Origin of the sequence: Occallatibacter gabretensis (genome assembly GCF_001449115.1) — a bacterium.
Lineage (GTDB): Bacteria > Acidobacteriota > Terriglobia > Terriglobales > Acidobacteriaceae > Telmatobacter > Telmatobacter gabretensis.
This window is the reverse complement of sequence record NZ_LAIJ01000009.1, coordinates 1855830-1878663: the sequence shown is the minus strand read 5'-3', so window position 1 is coordinate 1878663 and position 22834 is coordinate 1855830. Positions and strand designations below refer to the sequence as shown.

Annotated in this window: 21 protein-coding genes; 9 read left to right on the top strand and 12 right to left on the bottom strand. The window is 57.1% G+C overall.

From position 1 onward, the window contains the following. The first annotated feature begins 23 nt into the window (after window positions 1-23). A complete protein-coding gene (locus VO84_RS14195; RefSeq protein WP_058188244.1) occupies window positions 24-1184 on the top strand; it encodes an acyltransferase family protein in 1161 nt (386 codons plus the stop codon). A 94-nt stretch (window positions 1185-1278) separates the two neighbouring features. On the opposite strand, the gene VO84_RS14190 is transcribed toward VO84_RS14195, so the two are convergent. Together VO84_RS14190 and VO84_RS14185 are read right to left on the bottom strand one after the other, a co-directional pair. Beyond that, on the bottom strand, window positions 1279-2142 hold the full coding sequence (locus VO84_RS14190) for a transglutaminase-like domain-containing protein (RefSeq protein WP_058188243.1): 864 nt from the start codon (window positions 2140-2142) through the stop codon (window positions 1279-1281). A 169-nt stretch (window positions 2143-2311) separates the two neighbouring features. After that, window positions 2312-3349 (bottom strand): DUF2235 domain-containing protein, encoded by a 1038-nt coding sequence (locus VO84_RS14185; RefSeq protein ID WP_058188242.1) that lies wholly within the window; start codon window positions 3347-3349, stop codon window positions 2312-2314. 143 nt (window positions 3350-3492) lie between these two features. Between VO84_RS14185 and VO84_RS14180 the strand changes: the two genes are divergently transcribed. Beyond that, a complete protein-coding gene (locus VO84_RS14180; protein ID WP_157439891.1) occupies window positions 3493-4560 on the top strand; it encodes a hypothetical protein in 1068 nt (355 codons plus the stop codon). Between the two features lie 31 nt (window positions 4561-4591). Then, window positions 4592-4960 carry a hypothetical protein gene (locus tag VO84_RS14175; RefSeq protein WP_058188240.1) on the top strand — a complete coding sequence of 123 codons (369 nt, stop codon included), beginning with the start codon at window positions 4592-4594 and terminating at the stop codon, window positions 4958-4960. 3 nt (window positions 4961-4963) lie between these two features. On the opposite strand, the gene VO84_RS14170 is transcribed toward VO84_RS14175, so the two are convergent. Further along, window positions 4964-6052, bottom strand: coding sequence for an aromatic ring-hydroxylating oxygenase subunit alpha (locus VO84_RS14170; RefSeq protein WP_058188239.1), 1089 nt, complete (start codon window positions 6050-6052; stop codon window positions 4964-4966). Window positions 6053-6109: 57 nt separating this feature from the next. Here VO84_RS14170 and VO84_RS14165 point away from each other — a divergent pair, with 57 nt between their 5' ends. Further along, complete coding sequence (locus tag VO84_RS14165) at window positions 6110-6442, top strand: CHY zinc finger protein (protein ID WP_058188238.1); 333 nt, start codon at window positions 6110-6112, stop codon at window positions 6440-6442. Here the strand turns inward: VO84_RS14165 and VO84_RS14160 are convergent. The 4 genes from VO84_RS14160 to VO84_RS14145 form a co-directional block, all read right to left on the bottom strand. After that, the gene (locus tag VO84_RS14160; protein ID WP_157439890.1) at window positions 6424-6912 is read right to left on the bottom strand and encodes a GAF domain-containing protein; all 489 of its coding nucleotides are present in this window, start codon (window positions 6910-6912) and stop codon (window positions 6424-6426) included. The two genes, VO84_RS14165 and VO84_RS14160, sit on opposite strands and share 19 nt — an antisense overlap. Window positions 6913-7176: 264 nt before the next feature. Further along, entirely contained in the window at window positions 7177-7755 is a 579-nt protein-coding gene (gene msrB, locus VO84_RS14155) for a peptide-methionine (R)-S-oxide reductase MsrB (protein WP_058188237.1), read from the bottom strand. 19 nt (window positions 7756-7774) lie between these two features. Then, complete coding sequence (locus VO84_RS14150) at window positions 7775-8860, bottom strand: thioredoxin family protein (RefSeq protein ID WP_058188236.1); 1086 nt, start codon at window positions 8858-8860, stop codon at window positions 7775-7777. A gap of 135 nt (window positions 8861-8995) precedes the next feature. Next, window positions 8996-9979 (bottom strand): stage II sporulation protein M, encoded by a 984-nt coding sequence (locus VO84_RS14145; protein WP_058188235.1) that lies wholly within the window; start codon window positions 9977-9979, stop codon window positions 8996-8998. On the opposite strand from VO84_RS14145, the gene VO84_RS14140 reads away from it, so the two are divergent. The 3 genes from VO84_RS14140 (at window position 9978) to VO84_RS14130 (ending at window position 16157) form a co-directional block, all read left to right on the top strand. Then, window positions 9978-10856 (top strand): RDD family protein, encoded by an 879-nt coding sequence (locus VO84_RS14140; RefSeq protein ID WP_082661983.1) that lies wholly within the window; start codon window positions 9978-9980, stop codon window positions 10854-10856. The two genes, VO84_RS14145 and VO84_RS14140, sit on opposite strands and share 2 nt — an antisense overlap. A gap of 491 nt (window positions 10857-11347) precedes the next feature. Continuing rightward, window positions 11348-14827 carry a TonB-dependent receptor gene (locus VO84_RS14135; protein ID WP_058188233.1) on the top strand — a complete coding sequence of 1160 codons (3480 nt, stop codon included), beginning with the start codon at window positions 11348-11350 and terminating at the stop codon, window positions 14825-14827. Between the two features lie 190 nt (window positions 14828-15017). Continuing rightward, window positions 15018-16157 (top strand): tetratricopeptide repeat protein, encoded by a 1140-nt coding sequence (locus VO84_RS14130; RefSeq protein WP_058188232.1) that lies wholly within the window; start codon window positions 15018-15020, stop codon window positions 16155-16157. On the opposite strand, the gene VO84_RS14125 is transcribed toward VO84_RS14130, so the two are convergent. The 3 genes from VO84_RS14125 to VO84_RS14115 are packed head-to-tail and all read right to left on the bottom strand — an operon-like array spanning window position 16151 to window position 18581. Next, window positions 16151-16438 carry a hypothetical protein gene (locus VO84_RS14125; RefSeq protein WP_058188231.1) on the bottom strand — a complete coding sequence of 96 codons (288 nt, stop codon included), beginning with the start codon at window positions 16436-16438 and terminating at the stop codon, window positions 16151-16153. The two genes, VO84_RS14130 and VO84_RS14125, sit on opposite strands and share 7 nt — an antisense overlap. Further along, complete coding sequence (gene eutC, locus VO84_RS14120; protein WP_058188230.1) at window positions 16435-17196, bottom strand: ethanolamine ammonia-lyase subunit EutC; 762 nt, start codon at window positions 17194-17196, stop codon at window positions 16435-16437. The genes VO84_RS14125 and eutC overlap by 4 nt, the downstream gene beginning before the upstream one ends. Continuing rightward, on the bottom strand, window positions 17193-18581 hold the full coding sequence (locus tag VO84_RS14115; RefSeq protein ID WP_231737936.1) for an ethanolamine ammonia-lyase subunit EutB: 1389 nt from the start codon (window positions 18579-18581) through the stop codon (window positions 17193-17195). Before VO84_RS14115 ends, eutC begins: the two co-directional genes overlap by 4 nt. 88 nt (window positions 18582-18669) lie before the next feature. On the opposite strand from VO84_RS14115, the gene VO84_RS14110 reads away from it, so the two are divergent. Further along, window positions 18670-20250, top strand: a complete 1581-nt coding sequence (locus VO84_RS14110) for a carboxylesterase/lipase family protein (RefSeq protein ID WP_058188229.1) — start codon at window positions 18670-18672, stop codon at window positions 20248-20250. A gap of 37 nt (window positions 20251-20287) precedes the next feature. Further along, a complete protein-coding gene (locus VO84_RS14105) occupies window positions 20288-20944 on the top strand; it encodes a CPBP family intramembrane glutamic endopeptidase (protein WP_058188228.1) in 657 nt (218 codons plus the stop codon). Window positions 20945-20998: 54 nt separating this feature from the next. Here the strand turns inward: VO84_RS14105 and glk are convergent, their stop codons facing one another. Together glk and pgl are read right to left on the bottom strand one after the other, a co-directional pair. After that, window positions 20999-22021, bottom strand: coding sequence for a glucokinase (glk, locus tag VO84_RS14100; protein WP_058188227.1), 1023 nt, complete (start codon window positions 22019-22021; stop codon window positions 20999-21001). Next, entirely contained in the window at window positions 22018-22815 is a 798-nt protein-coding gene (gene pgl / locus VO84_RS14095; RefSeq protein ID WP_058188226.1) for a 6-phosphogluconolactonase, read from the bottom strand. Before pgl ends, glk begins: the two co-directional genes overlap by 4 nt. Window positions 22816-22834: the final 19 nt, after the last annotated feature.

The following is a 22834-nucleotide window of genomic DNA, read 5'->3' as shown; positions in this document are numbered from 1 at the left end:
CATCTTTCTTGCCGGAGCAGCTTATGACCTCACCTGGCCTTAGTGCCGCCAAACCTCAACGCGTCATTTCGATCGACATTGTGCGCGGCATCACTATCGCGTTCATGATCATGGTCAATAACAATGGCGGCGCTGGTTCCTGGTGGTTCATGAACCACGCGGCGTGGAACGGCCTGACGCCTACTGATCTTGTCTTTCCCACTTTTCTGTTCCTGGTTGGCGTGACGACTGTATTTGGCACAGAAGCGCGCCTGGCAAAGGGCGCGGCTAAAGGTGAACTTGCCAGGCATACGGTGATCCGCACTGTTGTTCTGATTCTTCTTGGTATTCTGGTCAACAGTTTTCCGTACTTCCATTTGGTGCACATGCGTTTTTATGGCGTGTTGCAGCGGATTGGGATCTGCTATCTGGTCGTAGGCCTTTTCTATCTGGTGGACAGGCGCTTCTGGAGCAAGGCTGCACTGTTGATTGCATGTGTGGTTGGCTACTGGGCGCTGGTCACTCTTGTTCCTGTGCCTGGAGCGGGCATTCCGGGCCGCGATGTGCCGTTACTCGACAAGGATCAGAACATTGTGGCTTGGGCTGACCGTCAGCTTATGCCTGGCCACCTTTATGAAGAGCGAGGCACGCACGACACGCGTGATCCTGAAGGCCTGCTGAGCGACATTCCCGCAATTGGCACTGCGCTGCTTGGCATGATGACGGGGATCTTTCTCCGCTCCAGCCGGTCTACGAAGTCCAAGGCGTTGGGGTTGATTGCCGGATGCGTTGCCTGCCTTGCGATTGGCTATATCTGGTCTATCTGGTTCCCGCTGAACAAGAAGATGTGGACGAGTTCCTACGTCTTTGTGGCGGCGGGCTATTCGCTGGCGCTGCTGACTGTTGTGTATTGGATTGTGGAAGTAGGAAACTGGCGCAAGGGATGGACATGGCCGTGGCTCGTTTTCGGCTCGAACGCCATTATGGCTTACATGGTGAGCGAGCTGCTGCCCGGCATTCTCGATCTCTTCCATGTCTCCGATGGCGGGCGCATGGTGTCGCCGGCGGCGTGGTTCTTTATGCATGTCTGCGTGAAGATCCCTGATCCCGGATGGGCAGCGTTCTCCTGGTCTGTGCTGTTTACGGCGGTCTGCTTTATTCCGGTGTGGGTGCTGTACCGGAAGAGGATTTTTGTGAAGGTGTGAAGGCAGTCGTTCGTGGTTAGAAAAACAAAGGCCCGGTTCCGAAGAACCGGGCCTTTTCATTTTAGTTGATTATGTATAGACGCAGGCGCGCTCGTCAGCTTGTGAGTCCGAAAGGTTTATTAGTGTTTGAGACGAGAACCGCGAGAGAGTTGTTCGATTCCTCCTGCTCCGCGACGACGGAAAAATGGCATAGATCGGCCTGACCGAAGGATGTAGTCAAGGCGACGTCTGAGGCATCCCGTCCGACGGCCATCAGGACTCGGCCAATGCGTGGCACGTTATGACGGGCATCGAAGGTCCACCAGCGATTCTCGAGATAGACCTCGAACCATGCGCTGAAATCCATGGGACCGTTGGGTGTAACGCCGAAGTCTCCGAGGTAGCCGGTGGCATAGCGCGCTGGGATGTTCATGGCACGGCAGAAGGTGATGGCCAGATGCTGGAAGTCGCGGCAGACACCGACGCGTTCGGTGAAAACATCCAGTGCTGTCTTGGTCGGACGCGCTGTCGCGTAATCAAAGCGCACTTTCTCATGGACCCAGTTACAGATGGCCTTCACGCGCGACCAGCCATGTTGAGTCTGGCCAAAGAGTTCATAAGCAACGTTGCTGAAGCGATCGACTTCGCAATAGCGGCTGTTGAGGAGGTAGGTGAGGACTTCTTCGGGAAGGTCGCCCACGGGGATCTCGCGGGCAGACAGTTCGACAGGGTCTGGCTGACCGTTATCCAGAACGAGTGTCGAACCGGAGAGCCGGATATGGCCTGCAGGAGCGGTGAAACGGACGCAGCGGTTTCCGAAGCTATCGAAATAGTAGTTGAGGGGCAATTGGGGCTCTGTATGGACCTCATCGGGCTCAAGCAGATCAATCGCTCGAGCGGGGTACACATTCAGCATGGCCACCATGGCCGTTTCTTCAACTAGTTTGAATTCAATTTGATATCCGACACGGATCTGCATTTATGTGGTCCTTGGGGTTTATGCGCATTGGGGGGATGCACAAACGTATCCAAGCTTAGATGCAGGATGTGGGAATGGGGCTATTTTGGCGAACTACGGCGAACAGGTGGCGGAGGTGGAGGTCTGTTGGTGGTGCGGGCGAAGAGCAAGAACAAAGACGGCCGCGGACCTAAAACGCGTTTTCGCTGACTATGGTCTGGATGGCGTAGCTGTCGGCTAACTCGCCGTCGGTTACGGTGAGGGAGCCTGGGACGTACGTGAGCGCGTACTGGAGGCGCACGGCTACGCTGTTTGCGACCTCTGCAGTGGAAGCGACTGGACGGAGGTGAGGTGGCCCATCTGCGGGCGTCCAGGTTTCGCGGATGAGGTCGAGAGCAGAGTCTGCTGGGAGCGTGGCGAACTGTGCGGTTGTTCCATCAACAAAGGTGAGGCCGCATTGCTGGGCGCGTGAAACCATCCATCCCATGGTGACGTCGCAAAGCCGCGTGCCAGCATCCATTGGGCCGCCTTGCGCTGTGCCGCCGCCTACGTCTCCGTGACAGCCGGAGAACCAGACCTGCTCGAGGGTTTGGCCGGGAGCAGCGGGACCATCCCAGAGTGTTGCGGGAAACTGCATACGCTTTTCATCGAGCGCCAGACATTGGAATGCATTTTTAACGCATGGATGGAGCGACGTATCGAGGAAGCCGTACTGGCTCTCGTTGATTCCGCCGAAGATGGCGGGAATACCGAGCGAACCTACGGTGTCCCAAACGCCGACCATCTGGATGGAAGCCTGCTGAAGGTTGCTTGCGCTCAGGCCCGCGAGGATAGATGCGCGCTGCGTGGGTGTTCTATACGCCGTGAAGGCCTGTGTGACGCAGTCGTTGGTGAACGAGCCACCTGGAAGGCCGCAGGTGGCGATCATTCCGGCAAGACTGCGAGCCGTGTACGCGCCACGGCTGAAACCAAAGAGGAAGATCTGATCGCCTGGCTCGTAGACGTGCGCAATTTTCGTGTAGGAGTCCTGAATTTTTTGCAAGAGACCCTGACCAAATGCGCCTTCGAGAATGCGGGACAGGCCTGTGGCATCTGCGCCGACGCCGTCGTCGTAAAAGGTGATCTGATCGTCCGCAACCGCTAATGCCTTATAGAGGCGATAGACGTTAGTGTTGTTGAGCGGGGCCTGCCAGGTACCGTCTGAACAGAAAACGATTCGTTTCGACATAAAGAGCTTCGCTTACATGAGGGTTTAAATTGCGTCCTAAGTCTACACCTAACTTGAGATAGTGAATTACGAAACGCCAGCGTTACGACGCTTTCCGTCTTTCCTGCATTGACTTTTGCATGTGGTGCTCCAATAATGCGTCCATGATTTGCGGCAATCTTTGGAAGTCCCGTATTACGCATGTGCGGGTTGGCATTGTCGCCCTGCCAATGGCCGGCTTGCTGGCGCTGTGCATCTCGGTGACCGGATGCTCGACGACGCCATTGAACAAGCACGCGACTGCGTTTTCAGCTTCGCTTGCTCCGGTGGTGGATCAATCGGCCGCTGCTTATCGCGATGCGGTGGCGCTGCATAATCTTCGCAACGATTACGAAGCGGTAGTGGCTTACACGAATAAAGATGCCAGCTACAACCCGCGCAATGTGCCGACGCTGCTCTCAGAGAAGGATATTCAGACGAGGCTGGCTGTGCTTGCGGCGCTGCAGGTGTATGCCAAATCATTGATTGAGATTACGAAGAGCTCTGATTCTCCGGCGCTTGATGCGGCTTCGAAGTCTGTGGGTGGCAATTTGACTTCGCTGGGAAACAATCTTGCGCCGTCGATCGAAAATGTACTCGGGATTGCGGCGGCTCCGGACACAACCACGACCACCACCACTACCACGGTAACGGGGTCGACCAGCACAACAACTTCATCCACTTCGACGAGCGCTGCTCCGCTGCTCTCCACTGAGGCGCAAAATGGCATCAGCACCGCCGTAAACGCGCTGGGGCAGTATTTCACCAGCCGAGTTGTGGAGAAAGAGCTGCCGGCAAAGATTGAGGCAATGGACCCTACGATTCAAACATTCTGCAAGACGCTGAATGATGACATTATGGCTCTGGATGGTATCGGACAGCGTGACTACGACCGGATACTGAACCTGGAGAAGCAGTACATACTGGCAGACCAGCAGAGCGGCAAGGATGTAAATCCTCAGGAGTGGCGGGCGGAGGTAATGAAGCTGCCCGAGATTGCGCGTCAGCAGAAGCAGGCACATGAACGGCTGGCGGCGCTTCATGATGCGCTGAACAACCTTGCGCTGACGCATCATGCGCTGGCGGCAGAGGCGCAGCATAACAATCCTGAGTCGCTGACGAATAAGCTGGGCGATCTGAAAGCTGCGGGCGACTCGCTTGGCAAGTTCTACTCGTCATTACCCACCGACTAGGCCGACGAATTCGATTTGAAGGAATAAGGATATGGCGACACCGATTGGAAGCACTCCTCTTCCGGCTTACACTATTCCGCTGACACCTGAAGTAAGAGCGGCGTATGTGGACCTCTACAACAAAATACAAGACGCAATTGACAGCACGATGGATCTTGCGACCGTTGAGGCGCTGAATCAATGGCAGCCGCAGGTGAGACTGGTTCTGGACGAGGACGATGAGTACACGTTCAGCAAGGACACGAATATCTTTGCGAGCCTGCAGAAACAGATCAAAACCGTGAATGATGGCATTACGCAACTACGCGGCCAGATAGCGGCTATTGCGTCACACTTTGCGATGGCCGGCGAGATCATTGCGGCGATCAACAAAGTTCTGTCTGTAGTGACATCCACTTAGAATTCATGCGGTGAAGGTGCGACCGAGGCCGAGTGCGGCTAGACCTTTGCGATAGGTGACTGAGCTGCGGTCTGCGGGAAAGTGCGCTTCATCGTGGAGATTGAGCGGCAGGTCTTCAGGGTATTGCGTCTCTACTATTTCAATGTCTTCGGCGAAGATCTGGTAGTTGAAGTCGAGAGTGTTCTCGATGGGCGCGTCCTTGTCGAAGTTGCGGCAGATGGGGACGAAGAGTTTGGTTTTGCGCGCGGATACGGGCGATGCTGCATTGAGGATTTGCAGCTTGCCGCCGCCGGGGAAGATGACGGTGAGCTTGGCTGTGAAGGGCAGATAGACTTCGAAGCGGCGATGCCAGGGGAAGTCCGCCGGAGCGAGGTGCTTGTAGCCGTGGGCGTAGTTGCTGACAGAGCTGATGTAGTCGGCGATGAAGCCGCGATTGGTTTTGGTGACTTTGTAGTCGGGCACAACGGGGTTGTCGGGCTCGCCGAAGCTCTCTTTGTGGACGAAGGCGAAGTGGCTGACGTCGAGGAAGCCTTCGACCTGGCGGCCCGCGGCGGCTTTGATATCTACGCTGTCGAGATGGACCTGAAGGTAGTCGGGGTCCTCCCATTCGGCTAGCTCGGGGAGTTCCTGCTGGCCGTTGTCCAGATTGTTATTTAAGAGGCGAACCCAGATAAGGCCGTACTTTTCCTGCGCCTGATACATGTCGAGATGCAGGCGTGGAGAGATGGGCCCGTTGGGATGCGCGGGGATGCAGATGCAGCGGCCTGTGGAATCGTAGCGAAGGCCGTGGTATTTGCAGATGATCTCGTCGCCTTCCACATGGCCGAGACTGAGCGGAACGCCGCGGTGATAGCAGATGTCGCGGGCGGCCGAGACGGTGCCGTTCGAGAGGCGATAGAGGACTACGCGTTCATCGAGAAGGCGGACGGCGAAGGGCTTGTCGGTGACCTGGCGGGAGTGGGCGACGGGGTACCAGAAGACGGCGAGAGCGCGCCAGTCGGATTCTGTGAAGGAGCATTCGCGCGGGAGTGGGGGCTGCGCGGCGGGGGCAGCCAGTTCTGAAGATGGGATAAAGGAAGAAGAGGACGCCATGCATCATTATGGGGCGCACTAGATGGTGAATCAACAGGATTCGGTAATCTGGGGTCTATGACGGTGTTACGGCCAGAGGTTTGCGGAGTGGAGCTGGATGCGCAGACGCGGTGCGCGCATTACAGGAGTGATCTGGACATTATTGCGATCAAGATGAAGTGCTGCGGGGTTTATTACGCGTGCAAGGATTGCCACGAGGCGCTTGCGGGTCACGCGATCGAGGTGTGGCCGCGGGCGGAGTGGGGTGAGACCGCGGTGCTTTGCGGCGCGTGCGGGCGTGAGATGAGTATTGAGCAATACATGGCGAGCGGCTATGAGTGCCCTGCGTGTGGGGCGACGTTTAATCCCGGGTGCAGGAAGCATTACCAGTTCTACTTTGAGGCTGGTTGATTGGTTTCGATGAAGCTGCCCACGATGGCGGCGCATTGCTCCAGGAATTCACTATCATGTGCGGTGAAGGCTGCGAGGTCGTGGCTGTCTATGTCGATCTCGCCTACGACTGCGCCGTGGGCGCGGATGGGGACGACGATTTCGGATTTGGTTTCGAGTGAGCAGGCGAGGTAGCGCGGGTCGGAGTGCACATCGTCGATGATGACGGTGCTGTTTTGGGCGACGGCGGCTCCGCAGATTCCCTGGGTGACGGGGATGCGCACGTGCTCGGTGGGCGCTCCGCGATAGGGGCCGAGGACGAGCGTATCCGGGTCGTTGGGATCGAGCATGTAGAAGCCGGTCCAGTTGTAGTACGGCAGGCGCTCGGGGATGATCTCGACGATGAAGTTCTGCAGGGCAGCGAGATCGATGGTGGATTTCGCGAATGCGCTGACTTCGATGAGGATCTGGGTAAAGTCCATCTCAGACATATTTCTATTTTGCACTGGTGAGCTTCAGTGGTTGGCACGGCTGAACAGAGTGCGGAAAAAGACCCATTTTGTCGCAGTAACCGCAAAAACCTTCCCTCAGCGGCTAAAGCCGCATTCATCTTGCTCGACTTACGGCACGGCTAAAGCCGTGCCCTTTCAAAGCATGGAGTTTTTCCGCAGCCTGTGAAGCGGTGCCCTTTCAAAGCAATGACTTTTTCGCAACCTGCAAAGCCATCGCCTGATACAAAAACCTGACGCTGGCGATCAGGCTAGCTTTGCGAATTTGAGTGAGACTGAGTTCATGCAATAGCGGAGGCCTGTAGGTTGGGGGCCGTCGTCGAAGACGTGGCCGAGGTGCGCGTCACAAAGGCGGCAGTTGACGGCAGTGCGCAACACGCCGAGAGAGAGATCGTTGCTTTCGCGAACATTTTCCTTGGCGATGGGCTGCCAGAAGCTGGGCCAGCCGGTACCGGATTCGAACTTGGTGTCGGAGTTGAAGAGCGGGATATTGCAGCAGATGCAGTGATAGATGCCCTTGTCGTGGAGGTTCCAGTACTGGCCGCTATAGGGCTGCTCTGTGCCTGCGTGGCGCGTGACTTCATAGGCGTCCCGCGATAGCTGGCTTTTCCAATCGGCATCGGATTTGACGACGACGGGCAGTGTGACGACATCGCCGCGCTGGCCGGCGGGAGTGAATTGGACGATTTTGACTTCTTTAGGCGGCGCGGCGGCGTAAACGATGTTTTTACGCAAGGTGAATACAGCGGCTGCGGCAGTGGCGCCGGCGGCAATAAAAAAAGCGCGACGAGTGATGTGGGGGGACGCGATATCTGACTTGAACATGGGGTACCTCTGTCGGGCTTTAACCGAAGGTGAAGGAGAATGCCTGGACGCCGGGGTCGAGGAATTCTATGACGAAGACGTGGTCCTTTACCGCACCTTTTAGACGCACGAGTTGATACAAACGGTGCTCCGTGACGACGCCGTTGCCTTGCGCGTCGGTATCGATTCCGTGATTATCGCCGGGAGCCTGGCCGTCTATTGTGACGCGGAAGCGGACTGGCTTGCCGCTTGCGGTGGGACCGAGGACGAGATGGAGATCGCGGGCGTAAAAGCGGAAGGCGATTTTGCCGGTGGAGCTTTTTAAAACGGCCACCTGCTCCTGATCATGCCATTTCCCCGCCAGTCCCCACTCGTTGATGCGCAGGTCATTGGGGATGGTATAGACCTGATCCATATCGCGCATCATTCCTTCCGGCGAGCCGAAGTGGTCGGCGCGGGAATATCCGATATAGGTTTCGGGCGATTTGACGTCCTTCATATCGGCTGCGGCTTCGGCTCCCTGCCCTTCCACGCTGACGGTGCCGGCGGGCATGGACTTGGCGTTGGCTTCTTTGAGCAGCTCCTGAATGTGGTGCTCAGACTGATCGTATTCACCTTCTCCGAAGTGGGTATACCGGACTTTTCCAGTGGCATCGATGAAGTACGAGGCAGGCCAGTATTGGTTGTGGAAGGCGTCCCAGATGGCGTTGTTGCTATCGAGCGCAACGGGATACGTGATGTTGAATTTTTTGACGGCGTGCTGGACGTTAGGGAGTTCCTTTTCGAAGTCGAATTCGGGAGTGTGGACTCCGATGACGACGAGGCCGCTGTCTTTGTATTTATCTGCCCAGGCGCGGAGATATGGAACGGAGCGGATGCAGTTGATGCAGGAGTAGGCCCAGAAATCGATCAGAACGACTTTGCCTTTAAGCTCTTTTGCTGTCAGCGGCTTGGAGTTGATCCAATCAGTTGCGCCGGAGAGGCCGCCTAGCGGTGAGGTGCCGATGATGCTGGGGGCATCCTGCGCTGTGGCTGCGGTTTGAGCGGCGATAAGCAGGATGCAGATGGCGGCGATGAGCGACAGCAGGCGCGAGGCCTGTCTATTTGGATGGATGACGGAATGCATCGTGGGCTTCGACCCCTTCCTAGAGCAACTATAAATCGGACGAATTCAAGGCTTCTATCCGTCTCGATCCTCTGTGTATACGCTCTGAACGAGAAAAAAGTTACGGGACCTGCGTCCGGAACCTGCATCCCTGGCTCAGACTGTGGAACTGGAGTCTGCAGATTGTTTGCCTGCGCCGAAGAGCCAGGCGTTGAGGAAGGCGAAAAGCATGCCGCCTACGGTGAACTTGAGCCAGACGGGAGCTGAGGATGGCGAGAAAAAACCTTCGAGGCAGCCGGCAACGACGAGCATGGGGATGGTGCCGGAGACGAGACGTGCGGCTTCCATGCCGCTCTGGGCGACGGCGTCTTTCCAGCGCAGTGCGCCGGGAAAGACCATTCCGTGTGCGAGGCGGAGGCCGGCTGCTCCGGCGAAGATGATTGCGGGAAGTTCCAAAGAGCCGTGGGGAGCTACGAAGCTCCAGAGTGCGACGGACATGCCGTAGTGGTGGCAGGCCGCACCGATGACACCGAGCATCATTCCGTTGTTGTAGAGCGAGAACAGGGTGAGGAGACCGAAGGTGATTCCGCCGGCGAAGGTGACGAAGCTGACCGAGAGATTGTTGGTCATGATGGCGCTGGTGGCGGTGGGAGCGACACTGACGACGGAGTGCGTCCACATTTCGTGGCGCTCCATGGTGGCGATCATCTGCGGGCCGAGGAAGTGGCGCATGAAGTCAATGTGGGTGCTGGTGATGATTGCGCCGAGTGCGCAACAGGCCAGTGTTATACCGACGGAGAACCCGACGTAGGCAAGATTGCGGCGGAAGATCTCCGGGTATTCGTCGCGCAGATAGCGGAGGAGATGTATTGCGCTCGTTTTACGACCGGCATAGATGATATGGTGGGCGCGAGCCAGCAGTTGATTGACATGGGTAGCATAGGTCTGTGCGGTTCCGTCGCGGCGGAGCACGGAGAGATCAGAGGCTACCTGCCGGTAGAGCAGGGTCATCTCCCGCATTTCGGCGCGGGAGAGCTGCTTGATGCCCCCGGAGTTGACAGCGGCGAGCAACGCTTCAAGGCGGCTCCAGTAAGGGCGTCGCTTTTGGAGCCAGAGGTTGGAGACAATAGTATTTGCCATGAGTACGAACCCTAATTCGACAAGACTGGAACAGATGGGACTGGATCAGGTTAACGCAGAGGCCATGAATCCGGAACGCCACGCGATCGATACACCGGAATTGGTGGCGATTGAGATGCCGTTGGCGGGCATTGGCAGCCGCTTTATTGCCATATTGATCGATTCCCTGCTCTGGGTCGTGAGCCTTTTCGTGCTGATCATTGTCTTCAGCGTTTTAGCGCCGGCCTTTCATGCGTTCAGCCGCCTGTCTGAGCAGTGGATCACGGGGATTGTCATCTTCCTGGTGTTTCTGCTGCAGTGGGGTTATTTCACGCTGTTTGAGGCTTTCTGGAATGGGCAGACTCCGGGCAAAAAGATTGCCAGGATTCGCGTGATTCAGCGCTCGGGGCGCCCTATCGGCATTCTGGAATCGATGGCCCGCAATTTCATTCGGATTGTGGACCAGATTCCTACGTTCTATGCGGTGGGCATTGTGACGGTGTTTGTGACACGGCAGAACCAGCGGCTGGGGGATCTGGTGGCGGGAACGATTGTTGTACGGGATCGGCCCCAAGAAGCTCCGCTGTGGGGGGATTCGGGCTCGCGCATTTTTACGGCTTTCAGCGTAACTCCGCTGACCCTGCCGGCTGAACCACACATGCGCGTGAGCCTGCCGCCTGTCAATATCGCCAAACTGGCTGCTGGCGATCTAGAGGTGCTGGAGAACTTTCTGTCACGGCGGCTCGATATGCCGCTTGGCACGCGGGCGACTCTGGCGGAGCGAATTTCAGTCGCGCTGAGGGCTAAATCGGGCCTGGAGATGCCTGCCGGAGTGAGCACGGAGACGTTTCTGGAGGCGACGGCACGGCAACTACGTGACATAACCCGAATGGGTTAGGGGAAGTCGCCCACGAGTAACCCTTAAATGAAAACGTTTGCACTTTAAGAGGTGCTAATTTTCCTCATTTTGACTCTCCGCCAATGCATTTTCGGCGGCAAGCCGCTGTAAACGTTTAACTTAATTTCTTGCGACTTAAGTAACCCCTTCGTTTCCAATCGTTCATAAAAATGATATGACAATTTCTTGACATTGCGTTTCTGAAGAGAGTTAAATCACATGCGGCTGGAAGGCCGCTTTTTTTTGAGGAGCCAACTTAATCGATTAAGTGGCTTCCTACAAAAAAGCAGAACCAGCAAATCCGCACTATCCGCTTTGGTGGATTTCTCCGGAATTACGGAATGCTCAGGAGTCCCCTGAAAGCAGTGCGGTGAGAAATGGGAGACAAGACAACGATCGTTCCCAGGCTGGATTGTTGGACAGACCAACAGGACAGACCAACAAAAACGAAGTGCAACCAGGCACCATGCCTTTTTGAAAAGGAAGGTCAGATGAGAATCAAATTGCCAGGGAGACACATCCTTCTGCTGTTGCTACTGGCCCTAGCAACGTCATTGGGCGCGTACGCACAGGAAAACGCTGAATTGACAGGAAGCGTCACAGATCCCACGGGCGCTGTGATACCGAATGCAAAAGTTACCATCACCAATACTGCCACTGGAGAGACGCGGTCGACGCCAAGCAATGGCGCGGGCCTTTACGATTTCTCGGGGCTGAACCACGGCACCTACGTCCTGAAGGTAGAGGCGTCGGGATTCAAGCAGTACCAGAAGACCAACGTTGTGCTGAACGTGGCCTCAACGGTGGCCGAAAATGCGGTGCTTGAAATTGGCACCAACAACCAGACGGTGACGGTGGAAGCCGACGCGCTCCACTTGCAGACGGAAACCAATGAAGTCAGCAACCTGATTACCGGCGATCAGATTACCCAGCTGGCCACCAACGGCCGCAACATGGTTTCGCTGACTACGCTGGGTACGGGCGTTTCGAGCAATATCATGTCGTTTAACGGTGTCACGGCGCAGGGCAGCGGATTCGGGCTCAGCTTCAACGGCATGAGACCGGACCACAACAACTGGCTGATCGACGGCGGTGAAGCCTATGACCGCGGCTCGGGCGGCAAGTTCGACCTGATGCCCACCATGGACATTCTGGCCGAGTTCCAGGTGCTGAGCAGCAACTACAGCCCGGATTACGGCATCAGCTCCGGCGGCACCGTCACCATGGTGCTGAAGTCCGGCTCCAAGAACTTTCACGGCGGTGCATGGGAATTCAATCGTAACGACGCATTCGATGCCGCCAATTACTTTTCCAAGCAATCGAACACGCCCACGCCGGAGCTTCGCCTGAACATTTTCGGCTTCGATATCGGTGGGCCCGTATTCATTCCCGGCGTTTATCCAAAATCGAAGAGCAGAACCTATTTCTTCGAGAGCGAGGAATGGCGTCGCTATATTGCAGGCGCGAATCCAGTATCCACCGCAACGGTTCCGGACGCGGATTTCCCGACCGGCGGACAGGCTCTGAACTACGTTGCATGGAACCTTAAAACAGCGCCGATTGTCCCAGTTACTTCGGACCCGAATGAGCTTGCCAAGTATCCAAGCAACTGGGTTCCCGGGCAGCCGATGCCGGCAAACGAAGATGGAACCTATACGATTCCGGCCAGCGTGCTGGACCCCAACGCCGTGCTGTTTATGGGAACGGGAGCGATTCCGCACGCGTCCAACGGCACGGGCAGCACCGCCAACCCGCTGGTATTCTCAGCGCCCAAACAGCCCACATACGTTCGCGAGGACGTGGTCCGCATCGATCATGACATTACTTCCAAGTACCACTTGATGGGTCACTGGATTCATGACCAGATGTCGCAAACCATCTTCCCCAGCGAATGGAGCGGCAGCAGCTACTACACGGTGGGCACGGTGTTTGCCAACCCGTCGTGGGCCTCTGTGATCAAGTTGAGCCAAGAGCTTTCTCCAACACTGCTCAACGAGACGTCTCTGAACGTGAACGGCAACACAATCGTCTGGAGCCCGGTGGGCATCTCTCAACAGCCGTCGGGGTGGACAGCACAGCCTCTGGCTGGCTTTACAGGCAATGACGCACTCAAGGAACTGCCTGGATTGACGTTCTCCGGCACACTGAATACGCAGTGGACGCAGAATTATGATCCATGGCACAACGCGTTCCTCGACTATCAGCTTCGTGATGATCTGTCGTGGGAGAGGGGCAGGCACGGCTTGAAGTTTGGCTTCTCTTATATGCGTGTGGACAAAAATCAGGAGCAACAGGCTCTGGTCCAGGGAACCTATAACTTTGGATCGGACTATTCAGGTGACTCCTACCTGAACTTCCTTATGGGGTTTGCGGATCAATTCCAACAGCTCCAGAATATTTCTACGGCACACTGGCTGAACAACACTTACTCCTTCTATGGCATGGACAACTGGCACCTGACGCCGCGCCTGACCCTGAATCTTGGGGTACGTTATGACGCACTGCCGCATGTCTATGAAAAATACAACCGCGTATCGAACTTCAATCCGGCGCTGTTCAGCGCTAATGCTGCACAGGTTCCGGACCCGACAACCGGCTCTCTGAATCCGACCGGACCCGGAGTTCAGAACATCAACGGAACGCCTTTCTACATGAATGGCATTGCGATAGGCGGCTCGAGCAGCACACCGCGCGGACTGGTGAACAATGACTACAACACCGTTGAGCCTCGCATCGGTGCTGCGTTTGATGTGTTTGGCACTGGTAAAACAGTTCTGCGTACCGGCGCCGGCATCTTCTACGAACGCGTTCAGGGCAACGATATGTATGGCTTGAGCTCGAATCCTCCGTTTGCAGTCAATGCGCAGGTGAACGGCATTTACTTCACCAATCCGAACCAGAGCGTCACAACCGGTGCGCAGGCCACCAGCCCGCTTAACCCAAGCAGCCCAGGAAGCCTTGCCAGCCACTATCCAAATCCTGGCACGGCACAGTTCAGCGTGGGTGTACAACAGCAGCTTCAGCCGTCCGTTGTGGCGGTGGTGCAGTACGTTGGATCTGTTGGCTGGGACCAGAACAATGAGCGCAGCATCAACACTCTGCCGCTGACGGACCCGAGCAACGGCACCTACGACCAACGCGAGGCAGTGGCAAATAACAGCGGCCTCTCCAACCAGTACAGAATCTATCCCGGCTTTGGTGGAATCACCCAGGTAGAAAGCATCACGAACTCCAACTACCACTCACTGCAGGCAGGACTGCGCTTTGAAAACAAGCACGGCCTCAATGCCCAGTTCTCGTATACCTACTCGCATGAAATCGACATTGCGAGCGGCGACGAGGGATCGACAAACGCACCGGGGGGACAGGCTTTTATCTCAAACCCCTTCAACCCAACCTATGACCGCGGCTCGGGTGTGCTCGACCGCCGGCATATCTTCAACGTCAACTATGATTACAAGCTGCCGTTCTTCCGGAACAGCAATGCGCTTGCCCGCACGACACTAGGCGGCTGGGAGATTTCCGGCGTTACTGTGGCACAGGCCGGTTCACCGCTGCAAGCCTATTACAACGGTCCAGACATTCTGGGACTTGGCGGCGGAACGGTCAACCGGCCTAACCTCTCCGGCCGGACCAAAGGACCGAAGAAACAGACGGCATGGTTCAATTCGTCGGCCTTTTCTTCTCCCGCCGCCCCCTGGGATGGAGGCGGTAACCAAGGCTTCGGCAATGCCGGCAAGGATGCTGTAGTCGGTCCGGGGCTCTTTAACTGGAACATCGCCCTGTTCAAGAGCTTTGCCCTCACCTCTCATGAAGGTCCCCGATTCGAGTTCCGCGTCGAGTCCTTCAACACCTTCAACCATACCGAGTTCCAGAATCTGGATACGACCCTGGAGGATAAGAACTTCGGTCAGGCAACCAGCACGTACGATCCTCGTACACTGCAGTTTGGCGGCAAGTTCCTGTTCTAAACTGCAAACTCAACCTGGCGCGGCGGGCGTTTGCCTGCCGCGCTTTTTCTTTGTTGGAATTTGGCATCCTTTGTAACGGCTGGTGATGCATCTTCGTCGCATGTCTTTTTGCGAGAAGATTGGGACAACTGAGAAAATCAATTCCGCAGTCTTAACAGAGGCAAGCGTGCCACGAGTTTTATCTCTCGCTTTGATTCCCTTTTTATTTGTCGCGCCTGCGTTGGCGCAGAACGCGGCGAATGTGAATGCCTCGCGTGAAGCCGCGTTGAATCTAGAACAGCAGGGCAAGCTTGCCGATGCTGAGGCTGCGTGGCACGTGATTCTGAAAGCCCAGCCCGGCAATGCAGAGGCGCTGGCACATCTCGGACTTGTCGCGAGTCGCCAGGAACACTACAAGGATGCCGCTGCGTACTATCGTAAGGCGCTTGCGATCAATCCCAAACTGCCCGGCGTGCAACTGAATCTTGGGCTTGCACTTTTTAAGGACGGCGAGATGAAGGAGGCCGTGCCGGTCTTTGCACAGCTTCTCAAGTCTGCTGCGCCAGATTCTCCAGACGCACAACGCTATACCATTCTGCTGGCGATGTCTCATTATGGCGCGCAAGAATATGCCCAGGCCGTTCCGCTGCTCAAGCTGGCTGCCACACATGATCCGCAGAACCTGACCCTACTGATGACGCTTGCCCATAGCTGCCTGTGGTCCAAGCAATATCCATGCGTGCTGGATACTTACCACGAAATTCTCGCGTTGAATGCCGAGTCGGCTGAAGCCGACATGCTGGCCGGTGAAGCGTCCGATGAGCTGCATGATCATGCCGATGCCATTGAGCAATTTCGTGCTGCCGTCAAGGCTAACCCAAACGAACCAGAGGTGCATTTCGGCCTGGGATACCTGCTATGGACGCAGAAGCATCTTGATGAAGCCGCTACGGAGTTTCAGGCGGAGTTGACGAACGATCCCAAACATACACAGTCCATGCTTTATCTGGGCGACGCATATCTGCAGTTGAACCAGCCGGAGAAGGCTCGGCCATTTCTTGAACAGGCTGAGCAGGCCGATCCCTCGCAGTGGCGGGTGCATCTTGATCTTGGCATACTGGCGACCGATGCAGGGCAGAACGATGAGGCTTTGCGCCAGTTGCTGCTGGCTGACAAACAGCAGCCGAGTGAAGTGAGTGTTCACATGCGTCTTGGGCGGCTATACAAAGCCATGGGCAAAACCGCCGAGGCCAAGACAGAGTTCAGCAAAGCTTCCACGTTGACTCAAGCGTCGGACGAAGTACTGGTGCGCCAGATGCGTCCAAAGAATCCTGCGTTACCGCCTCAGTAAGCTGTGGTCTGGTTGGTGTGCGTGCGCAGGTACCAGCAGGGGCTTGACTGATTCTGCTGATATGGCGGAAAGGGGAACAGGCTCCGCGTGCAGGTCCACTGTTCCTGGCCAATGTAGTCGATTTCCTGCTTTTCATTTTTAAGCGACGCGGAGACGAAGAGGCTTACCGTCACGGTGTCTCTTGGTGAGCCGCGCAGTTTGTAGATGAGCCAGTCGCCTACGTAGAGAACTGCGGCGACGATGAGAAGCCCAATGGCGGCAATACGCAGATAACGCATCATAGCTTTTCTTCTCCTGCGGGGAGCGAGGCTGGAATCGAATGGGAAGCTACGCCGGTGAGACGGCGTTCGCGCGCCTGGGTAATCGCGCGTTCGAGTTGCGAGGCTGCCTGTGTGTAGCTGAGTCCTTCGGTGCGGATGTTTGAGATGCAGACGCGCTCGGCATCCGTGCGGCCTGACCTTGGTTGCCATGTGATGTAGGCTCCGAGCGAGTCGGGCGAGCTGAGACCGGGGCGCTCGCCGATGAATACGATGGAAAGCTGCGCGCCGAGTGTCTGTCCGATCTCGTCGCCGATGGCTACGCGGGCCTGCTCGACGATGCATATGGGCGCGAGACTTGTGGTAGCGAGGCGAGGAAGCAGTTCGTTGAGGACGGCTGGGACGTGACGCTCGATAGCGAATGAGGAGAGTCCGTCGGCGACGATGAGAACAAGGTCCGCGCCGGATGACTGCGCGGAGAGTAGTTTGCGACTGGCTTCGTTCAGCTGCCGGCCAAGATCGGGGCGCTGCAGATACTGCACGCGATTTGCTGCGGCGGAGTGCAGTTGCAGGACAGTGGAGCAGGTTGTGGTTTCGATGGCTGCTGCGAGGCCTGCGACATCAAGACGCGCATGGACTGCGTCGCGTGCGCGAGCATGGGCGAGTTGAAACTCGAGCACATCACGCGTCTCAAGGCTGATGCCTGTGCGACCGAGGCCGACGCGCGCGGGAGTAAGCGATTGCAGCTTTGCGGCGATGCCGTTATGAACAAGATCGCTCATGCGGTTAAAAGCCTCTCCGGATGCGTTGCTTCGAGCATGAGGCGGGCATATTCATCGCCGGCGAGCCATGCTTCGAATTCGGGTGCGGGTTTGAGGCCGAGAATGCGGCGCACGTAGAGCGCATCGTGGAAGCTGGTGCTCTGGTAGTTGAGCATAACGTCATCTGCGCCGGGAACGCCCATGATGTAGTTGACGCCTGCGGCGCCGAGGAGCGTGAGAAGGGCGTCTGTATCATCCTGATCGGCTTCGGCGTGATTGGTGTAGCAGACGTCACAGCCCATGGGCAGGCCGAGAAGCTTGCCGCAAAAGTGATCTTCGAGACCGGCGCGTGTGATCTGCTTGCCGTTGTAGAGATACTCGGGGCCGATGAAGCCGACGACTGTGTTGACGAGCATGGGCGAGAAGGCGCGAGCGACGGCGTAGGCGCGGGCTTCGAGGGTTTGCTGGTCGACGCCCAAACCACCTGCTCCGTAATGCGCGTTGGCGGAGAGTGCGGAGCCTTGGCCGGTTTCAAAATACATTACGTTGTCGCCGACAGTTCCACGGTTGAGCTTCTGGCCGGCGTCGTTGGCTTCTTTCAGTAGTGCGAGATTTATGCCGAAGCTGCGATTGGCTGCTTCTGTGCCTGCGATGGATTGAAAGATGAGATCAACCGGTGCGCCGGATTCGAGAGCGGCCATTTGTGTGGTGATATGAGCCAGAACGCAGCTCTGTATGGGAATGGAAAATCGCTGGCGCAGGGCGTCGATGAGACGGAGCAGATGCGCTGTGACCGCTGGACTGTCGCCGGCCGGGTTGATGCCGATGACTGCATCGCCTGAGCCGAGAAGAAGGCCGTCGAGGATGGATGCGGCTATTCCTGCGGGATCATCAGTGGGGTGATTTGGTTGGAGGCGTGCGCTCAGTCTGCCGGGTAAACCGACTGTGGTGCGAAATCGCGTAACGACGCGGATTTTTGCCGCTGCGACGATGAGATCCTGTAGGCGCATGAGCTTGCTTACGGCTGCGGCCATCTCTGGTGTGAGGCCGGGAGCAAGTGCGGCGAGGCGCTCCGGCGTGGCTTCGTCGGAGAGCAGCCAGTTGCGGAGTTCGCCGACGGTTAACGATTGCACCGGCGCGAATGCTTTTGCATTGTGGGTGTCGATGATGAGCCGCGTGACTTCGTCGGTTTCGTACGGTACGACCTGATCGTTGAGGAAGTGTTGGAGCGGCAGGTCGGCGAGTGCGCACTGCGCAGCTACGCGCTCTTCGGCTGATTTCGCGGCAATTCCGGCGAGTATGTCTCCGCTACGCTCCGGCGTGGCTTTGGCCAGCAGCGTGGGCAGACCCGGAAAGTGGTGGCGAATGTTGCCGACGGTGTGCGCGAAGCTCATTGCATTCAGCATAGCTGCATCCTGCGGGCCTGGTTCGGGGTTGATTGCTAGAATTCTCGCGTAGTTGCTTCACCTGATCTGCTTGTCTGGAGAAGATATCGTGAACCGTTCTAATATTGTTGCGGCATTTGTTCTGGCAGCCACGCTCCTAACCGCGCACGGCCAACAGACATCGGATCCGTTGGTGGTTAGCACATCCGCGGGACAAATTCGCGGCGTTTCACGTACGGGTGGTGGGGCGGAGTTTCTCGGCGTTCCTTACGCTGAACCCCCTGTGGGCAACCTGCGGTGGCATGAGCCTATTCCTGCGAAGCCGTGGCCGGGTGTTCGTGATGCAACACAGTTCGGCTCTCCGTGCGCGCAGCCAGACCTGGGAGCGTGGAATCGCCATGATGCGGCTACGGGCAAAGAGGACTGCCTCTTTCTCAATGTGATTACGCCCGAGTGGCCGGCGCAGAAGAAGCCACTACCGGTGATGCTGTGGCTGCATGGCGGCGCGAATGCCGGAGGGTCTGCCTCAGGTGCGCTGTACAAAGATGGAACGCTGATTCGTCACGGCATTCTGCTGGTGACGGTGAACTATCGTCTGAGCGTCTTTGGATTTCTTGCGCATCCGGGTCTTACGCGCGAATCGGCGCATGGAAGCAGCGGCAACTATGGGCTGGAGGACCAGATTCTGGCGCTGCGCTGGGTGCGGCAGAATATTGCCCGGTTCGGCGGCGATCCAGACAACATTACTGTCTTTGGTCAGTCCGCGGGCGCGGTAGATACAAGCCTACTGATGACTTCCTTTGCAAAGAACGAGTTTCATAAGGCAATTGCTGAGAGCGGTGCCGCGTTCCTGGCTCCAGTGCCCAAGCTGGAGGAGGCCGAGAAGGCTGGCGTTGCATTTGCGTCGACGATGAACGCGCCGGAGGGCGGAGATGCAGTGAAATTTCTGCGCGGGCTCAGCGCTGAGGAGTTGCTGAAGGCCGTGATGGATCCCGATGTTAAACGGCGGCCGCGTGTCGGGCCGATTGTGGATGGATGGGTCATTACGCAATCGCCTGCAGAGGTTTTTGCTGCCGGGCATCAGTCGCAGATTCCGATGCTGCTGGGCGTTACGACGCGCGAATTTGGAAGCGATGTGACGCCGGAACGGCTGACTGCACATATCAAAATGATTGCGGGTAGCCATGCGGAAGAGGCGCTGAAGCTTTATCCGATGAGCGATAACACTTCCGATCCCTTGTATGGTAAGCCCAGCGACCAGTGGGCCGCGGATATGCGTTTTCATTGCCCGGTTGCGACTGAGGGCGCGTGGCAGAGCAAGGCGAAGCAGCCGGTGTATCTCTACCAGTTTGATCATCCGATTCCCGGACAGGAGGCGCAGGGGGCTGTTCACTCCGCAGATTTGCCTTATGTGTTTGGATACTTTCCGAAATCCGGGAATATTGCCGGCAAATTTACTGACGTGGATATGCAGCTTGCCGATCTGATGGAGACTTACTGGACCAACTTTGCGAAAACGGGCAATCCAAATGCAAAGGATATTCCTAACTGGCCGCGTCTGACCGAAGCGGGCGGATACCTTGAGTTCATGCTGGATGGTCATGCGGAAGCGCGTGCGTCGCTGCTGCGGGAACCGCAGTGCGCGTTGTATCGGGAGATGCTGGATAGCTTTTTGCATGATGCGCAGTGAGTTGCTGCGCTGAGCTTGAGCACACCGCAGAGGATACATGCAACGCATCGCGTTGATTTTGGAATTTCTGCTGCTATTTGTGGGTCTGCCGCTGGGGTATCGTTTTGCGCCGGTCAGAATTCCTGCGTTGCCGGTGCTGTGGGTGATTACAGCGTATGCTTTGTGGCAGCTTATGCGCGACGCACGATTCGATCGCGGGCGGCTGTGGAATATTGGTGCGCTGCCGGGACGCGTGGGTTTGATTCTGGCGATCTTTGTAGTTGTGGCGGTGGTGATCTGGCTTGGCGTGCGAAGGTTTGCGCCAGAGTTGGAGTGGGGCTTTGTGCGCAGTCACCCTGGCTTCTGGGCGATTGTGATGGTGGCTTACCCGGTGCTGTCGGTTTATCCGCAAGGGATTATTTATAGAGCATTCTTCTTCGAGCGATACGGGGCATTCTTTCCTTCACGCTGGGCGATGATTTTGGCGAGCGCGGCGGCTTTCGCTTTTATGCATTTGATCTTTCGCAACTGGCTTGCGGTTGGGCTCACATTTGCCGGAGGACTGCTCTTTGCGTGGCGCTATGCGGAGACTGGGTCGCTCGCGACGTCGAGCTTTGAGCATGCGCTCTATGGGTGCTGGCTGTTTACTGTAGGGTTAGGACAATACTTCTATCATGGGATGATTGCGACAGTGGGTTCGGCGCTGAAACGGTGAGCAAAAAAACGCCCCGGCTCTTGCGAGTCGAGGCGTTTTTGATTTCAGCGGTTGCTAAAACTGGATGGAGGCGGCGCGGGGCGAGATGCCGCTGATTTCCGCTGCGCGGGCTTCAGCGTAGGCGGCAGCGCCGATCACGGCTGCGTACGGCTCCAGAATTACGCGGACCGGCATGTTGATGAGCAGCTGGCTCAGGCGCCCCTTATCTGTAAAGGCCTTGATGAAGGTGCCGTCCTTAAGCTTTTCCAGGATGCGTGGCGCGATGCCGCCGCCGACATACAGGCCGCCAACGGAGAGAATCTTGAGTGCGAGGTTGCCCGACTCCGCGCCGTAGACAGAGACGAACATATCGAGTGTCTTCTCGCAGATTTCGCTTTTGGCAGCCAGGCCGTTTTCCGTGATGACGGAGTTGGGATCGTGCGCGGCGGCAATCTGTTCGCCGAGCCATGCCGGCACCTCGAGCCCGCGCACATCGCGCAGAAACTCGAAGATGTTGGTCATGCCCATGCCGCTGATGACACGCTCCCAGCTGATGCGGCCGTTGTACTTCTGTTGGAGGAAACGCAACAGGTCGATCTCGTCCTCATTGCGAGGAGCAAAGTCGGCATGTCCGCCTTCCGACGGATACGGCATATGGTGCCGTCCGTTCCATGTGAGCAGGCCTTCCCCGAGGCCTGTGCCGGCGGCGATCAGAGCGCGGTTGCCGGTCTGGCTGGGGTCGCCTTCGGCGAGGGTGTAAACCTGGTCGGGCTTGAGCTCGGCTATTCCGTAGCCATTGGCTTCGAGATCATTGATGAGAAACACATAGGGAATATCGAGGCCGGTCTGCAGTTCGCGGCTATCGAGAGTCCAAGGCAGATTGGTCAGGCGCAGCCGCCCGTCACGCACCGGGCCCGGAACACCAAAGCAGGCAGAGGTGGGCTTGTCGGCGGCGAGGAACTCTTTTGCGATCTCTTCCAGGCCGGAATATTCTTTGGCCGGATATTTTTCATCCCGAATATGGATGAGTTGCCCGTTGGCAAAGTCGTACAACGCAAGGTGAACTTTAGTGCCGCCTACATCTCCGGCAAGAATCATCGCACTCTCTCCAAAATACCGCGGCCTTCCGCATCGGGTGCAGGTAAGAGCGCCGCAGCGACCTTATCCAGAAACAACGTGAGTATACCGCTTGCGGGCCAGATGAGTTGACTGGGCAGTGTTTCGACATCGCGGGGCCCGAGGAAAACTTCTTTCAGCCGCTCAGTCTTATCCGCGCCGCCGATGAGGAAAAAGACGCTGCGCGCCTGGTTGATGACCGGCCAGGTGAGCGTGATACGCCAAGTGTCTTTCTGCGGGACGTGATTGGCTGTGACGAGTTTGCCCATCTCGTGAATGGCCTGAGTACGCGGGAAGAGCGAGGCCGTGTGGCCGTCGTCCCCCATGCCGAGTGCGACCAGATCGAAGGTTGGAGTCTCGGCGCCTTCGAGACGAAAACTGTTGCGCAGCTCGGATTCGTAGCGGGCAGCTGCGACTTCAGGGTCGAGTTCGCCTTGCATGCGGTGAATCTGCTCAGGCTTGAGCGGCACGTGGTCGAGCAGCGATTCCTTGGTCATGCGATAGTTGCTGTCGGCGTCTGTGGGCGGAACGGTGCGCTCATCGACCCAGTAGAGCTGGAGCTTGTCCCAAGGCATGGCGGAGAGGAATGGCTCGGCGGGATTGGCGAGCAATTGAAATGCAGCCTTCGGAGTGGATCCGCCGCTGATGGCGATGCGCGCAAGTCCGCGTGCCGCGACAGCCTGCTGGACTTTGCCGAGAAATTCCTGTGCTGCACGGCGCGCGAGTGCGGCTGAGTCCGGCTCGATGAAATATTCGACTGTGAGGTTGCTGGACATACGGGAAATCATCCTCCGG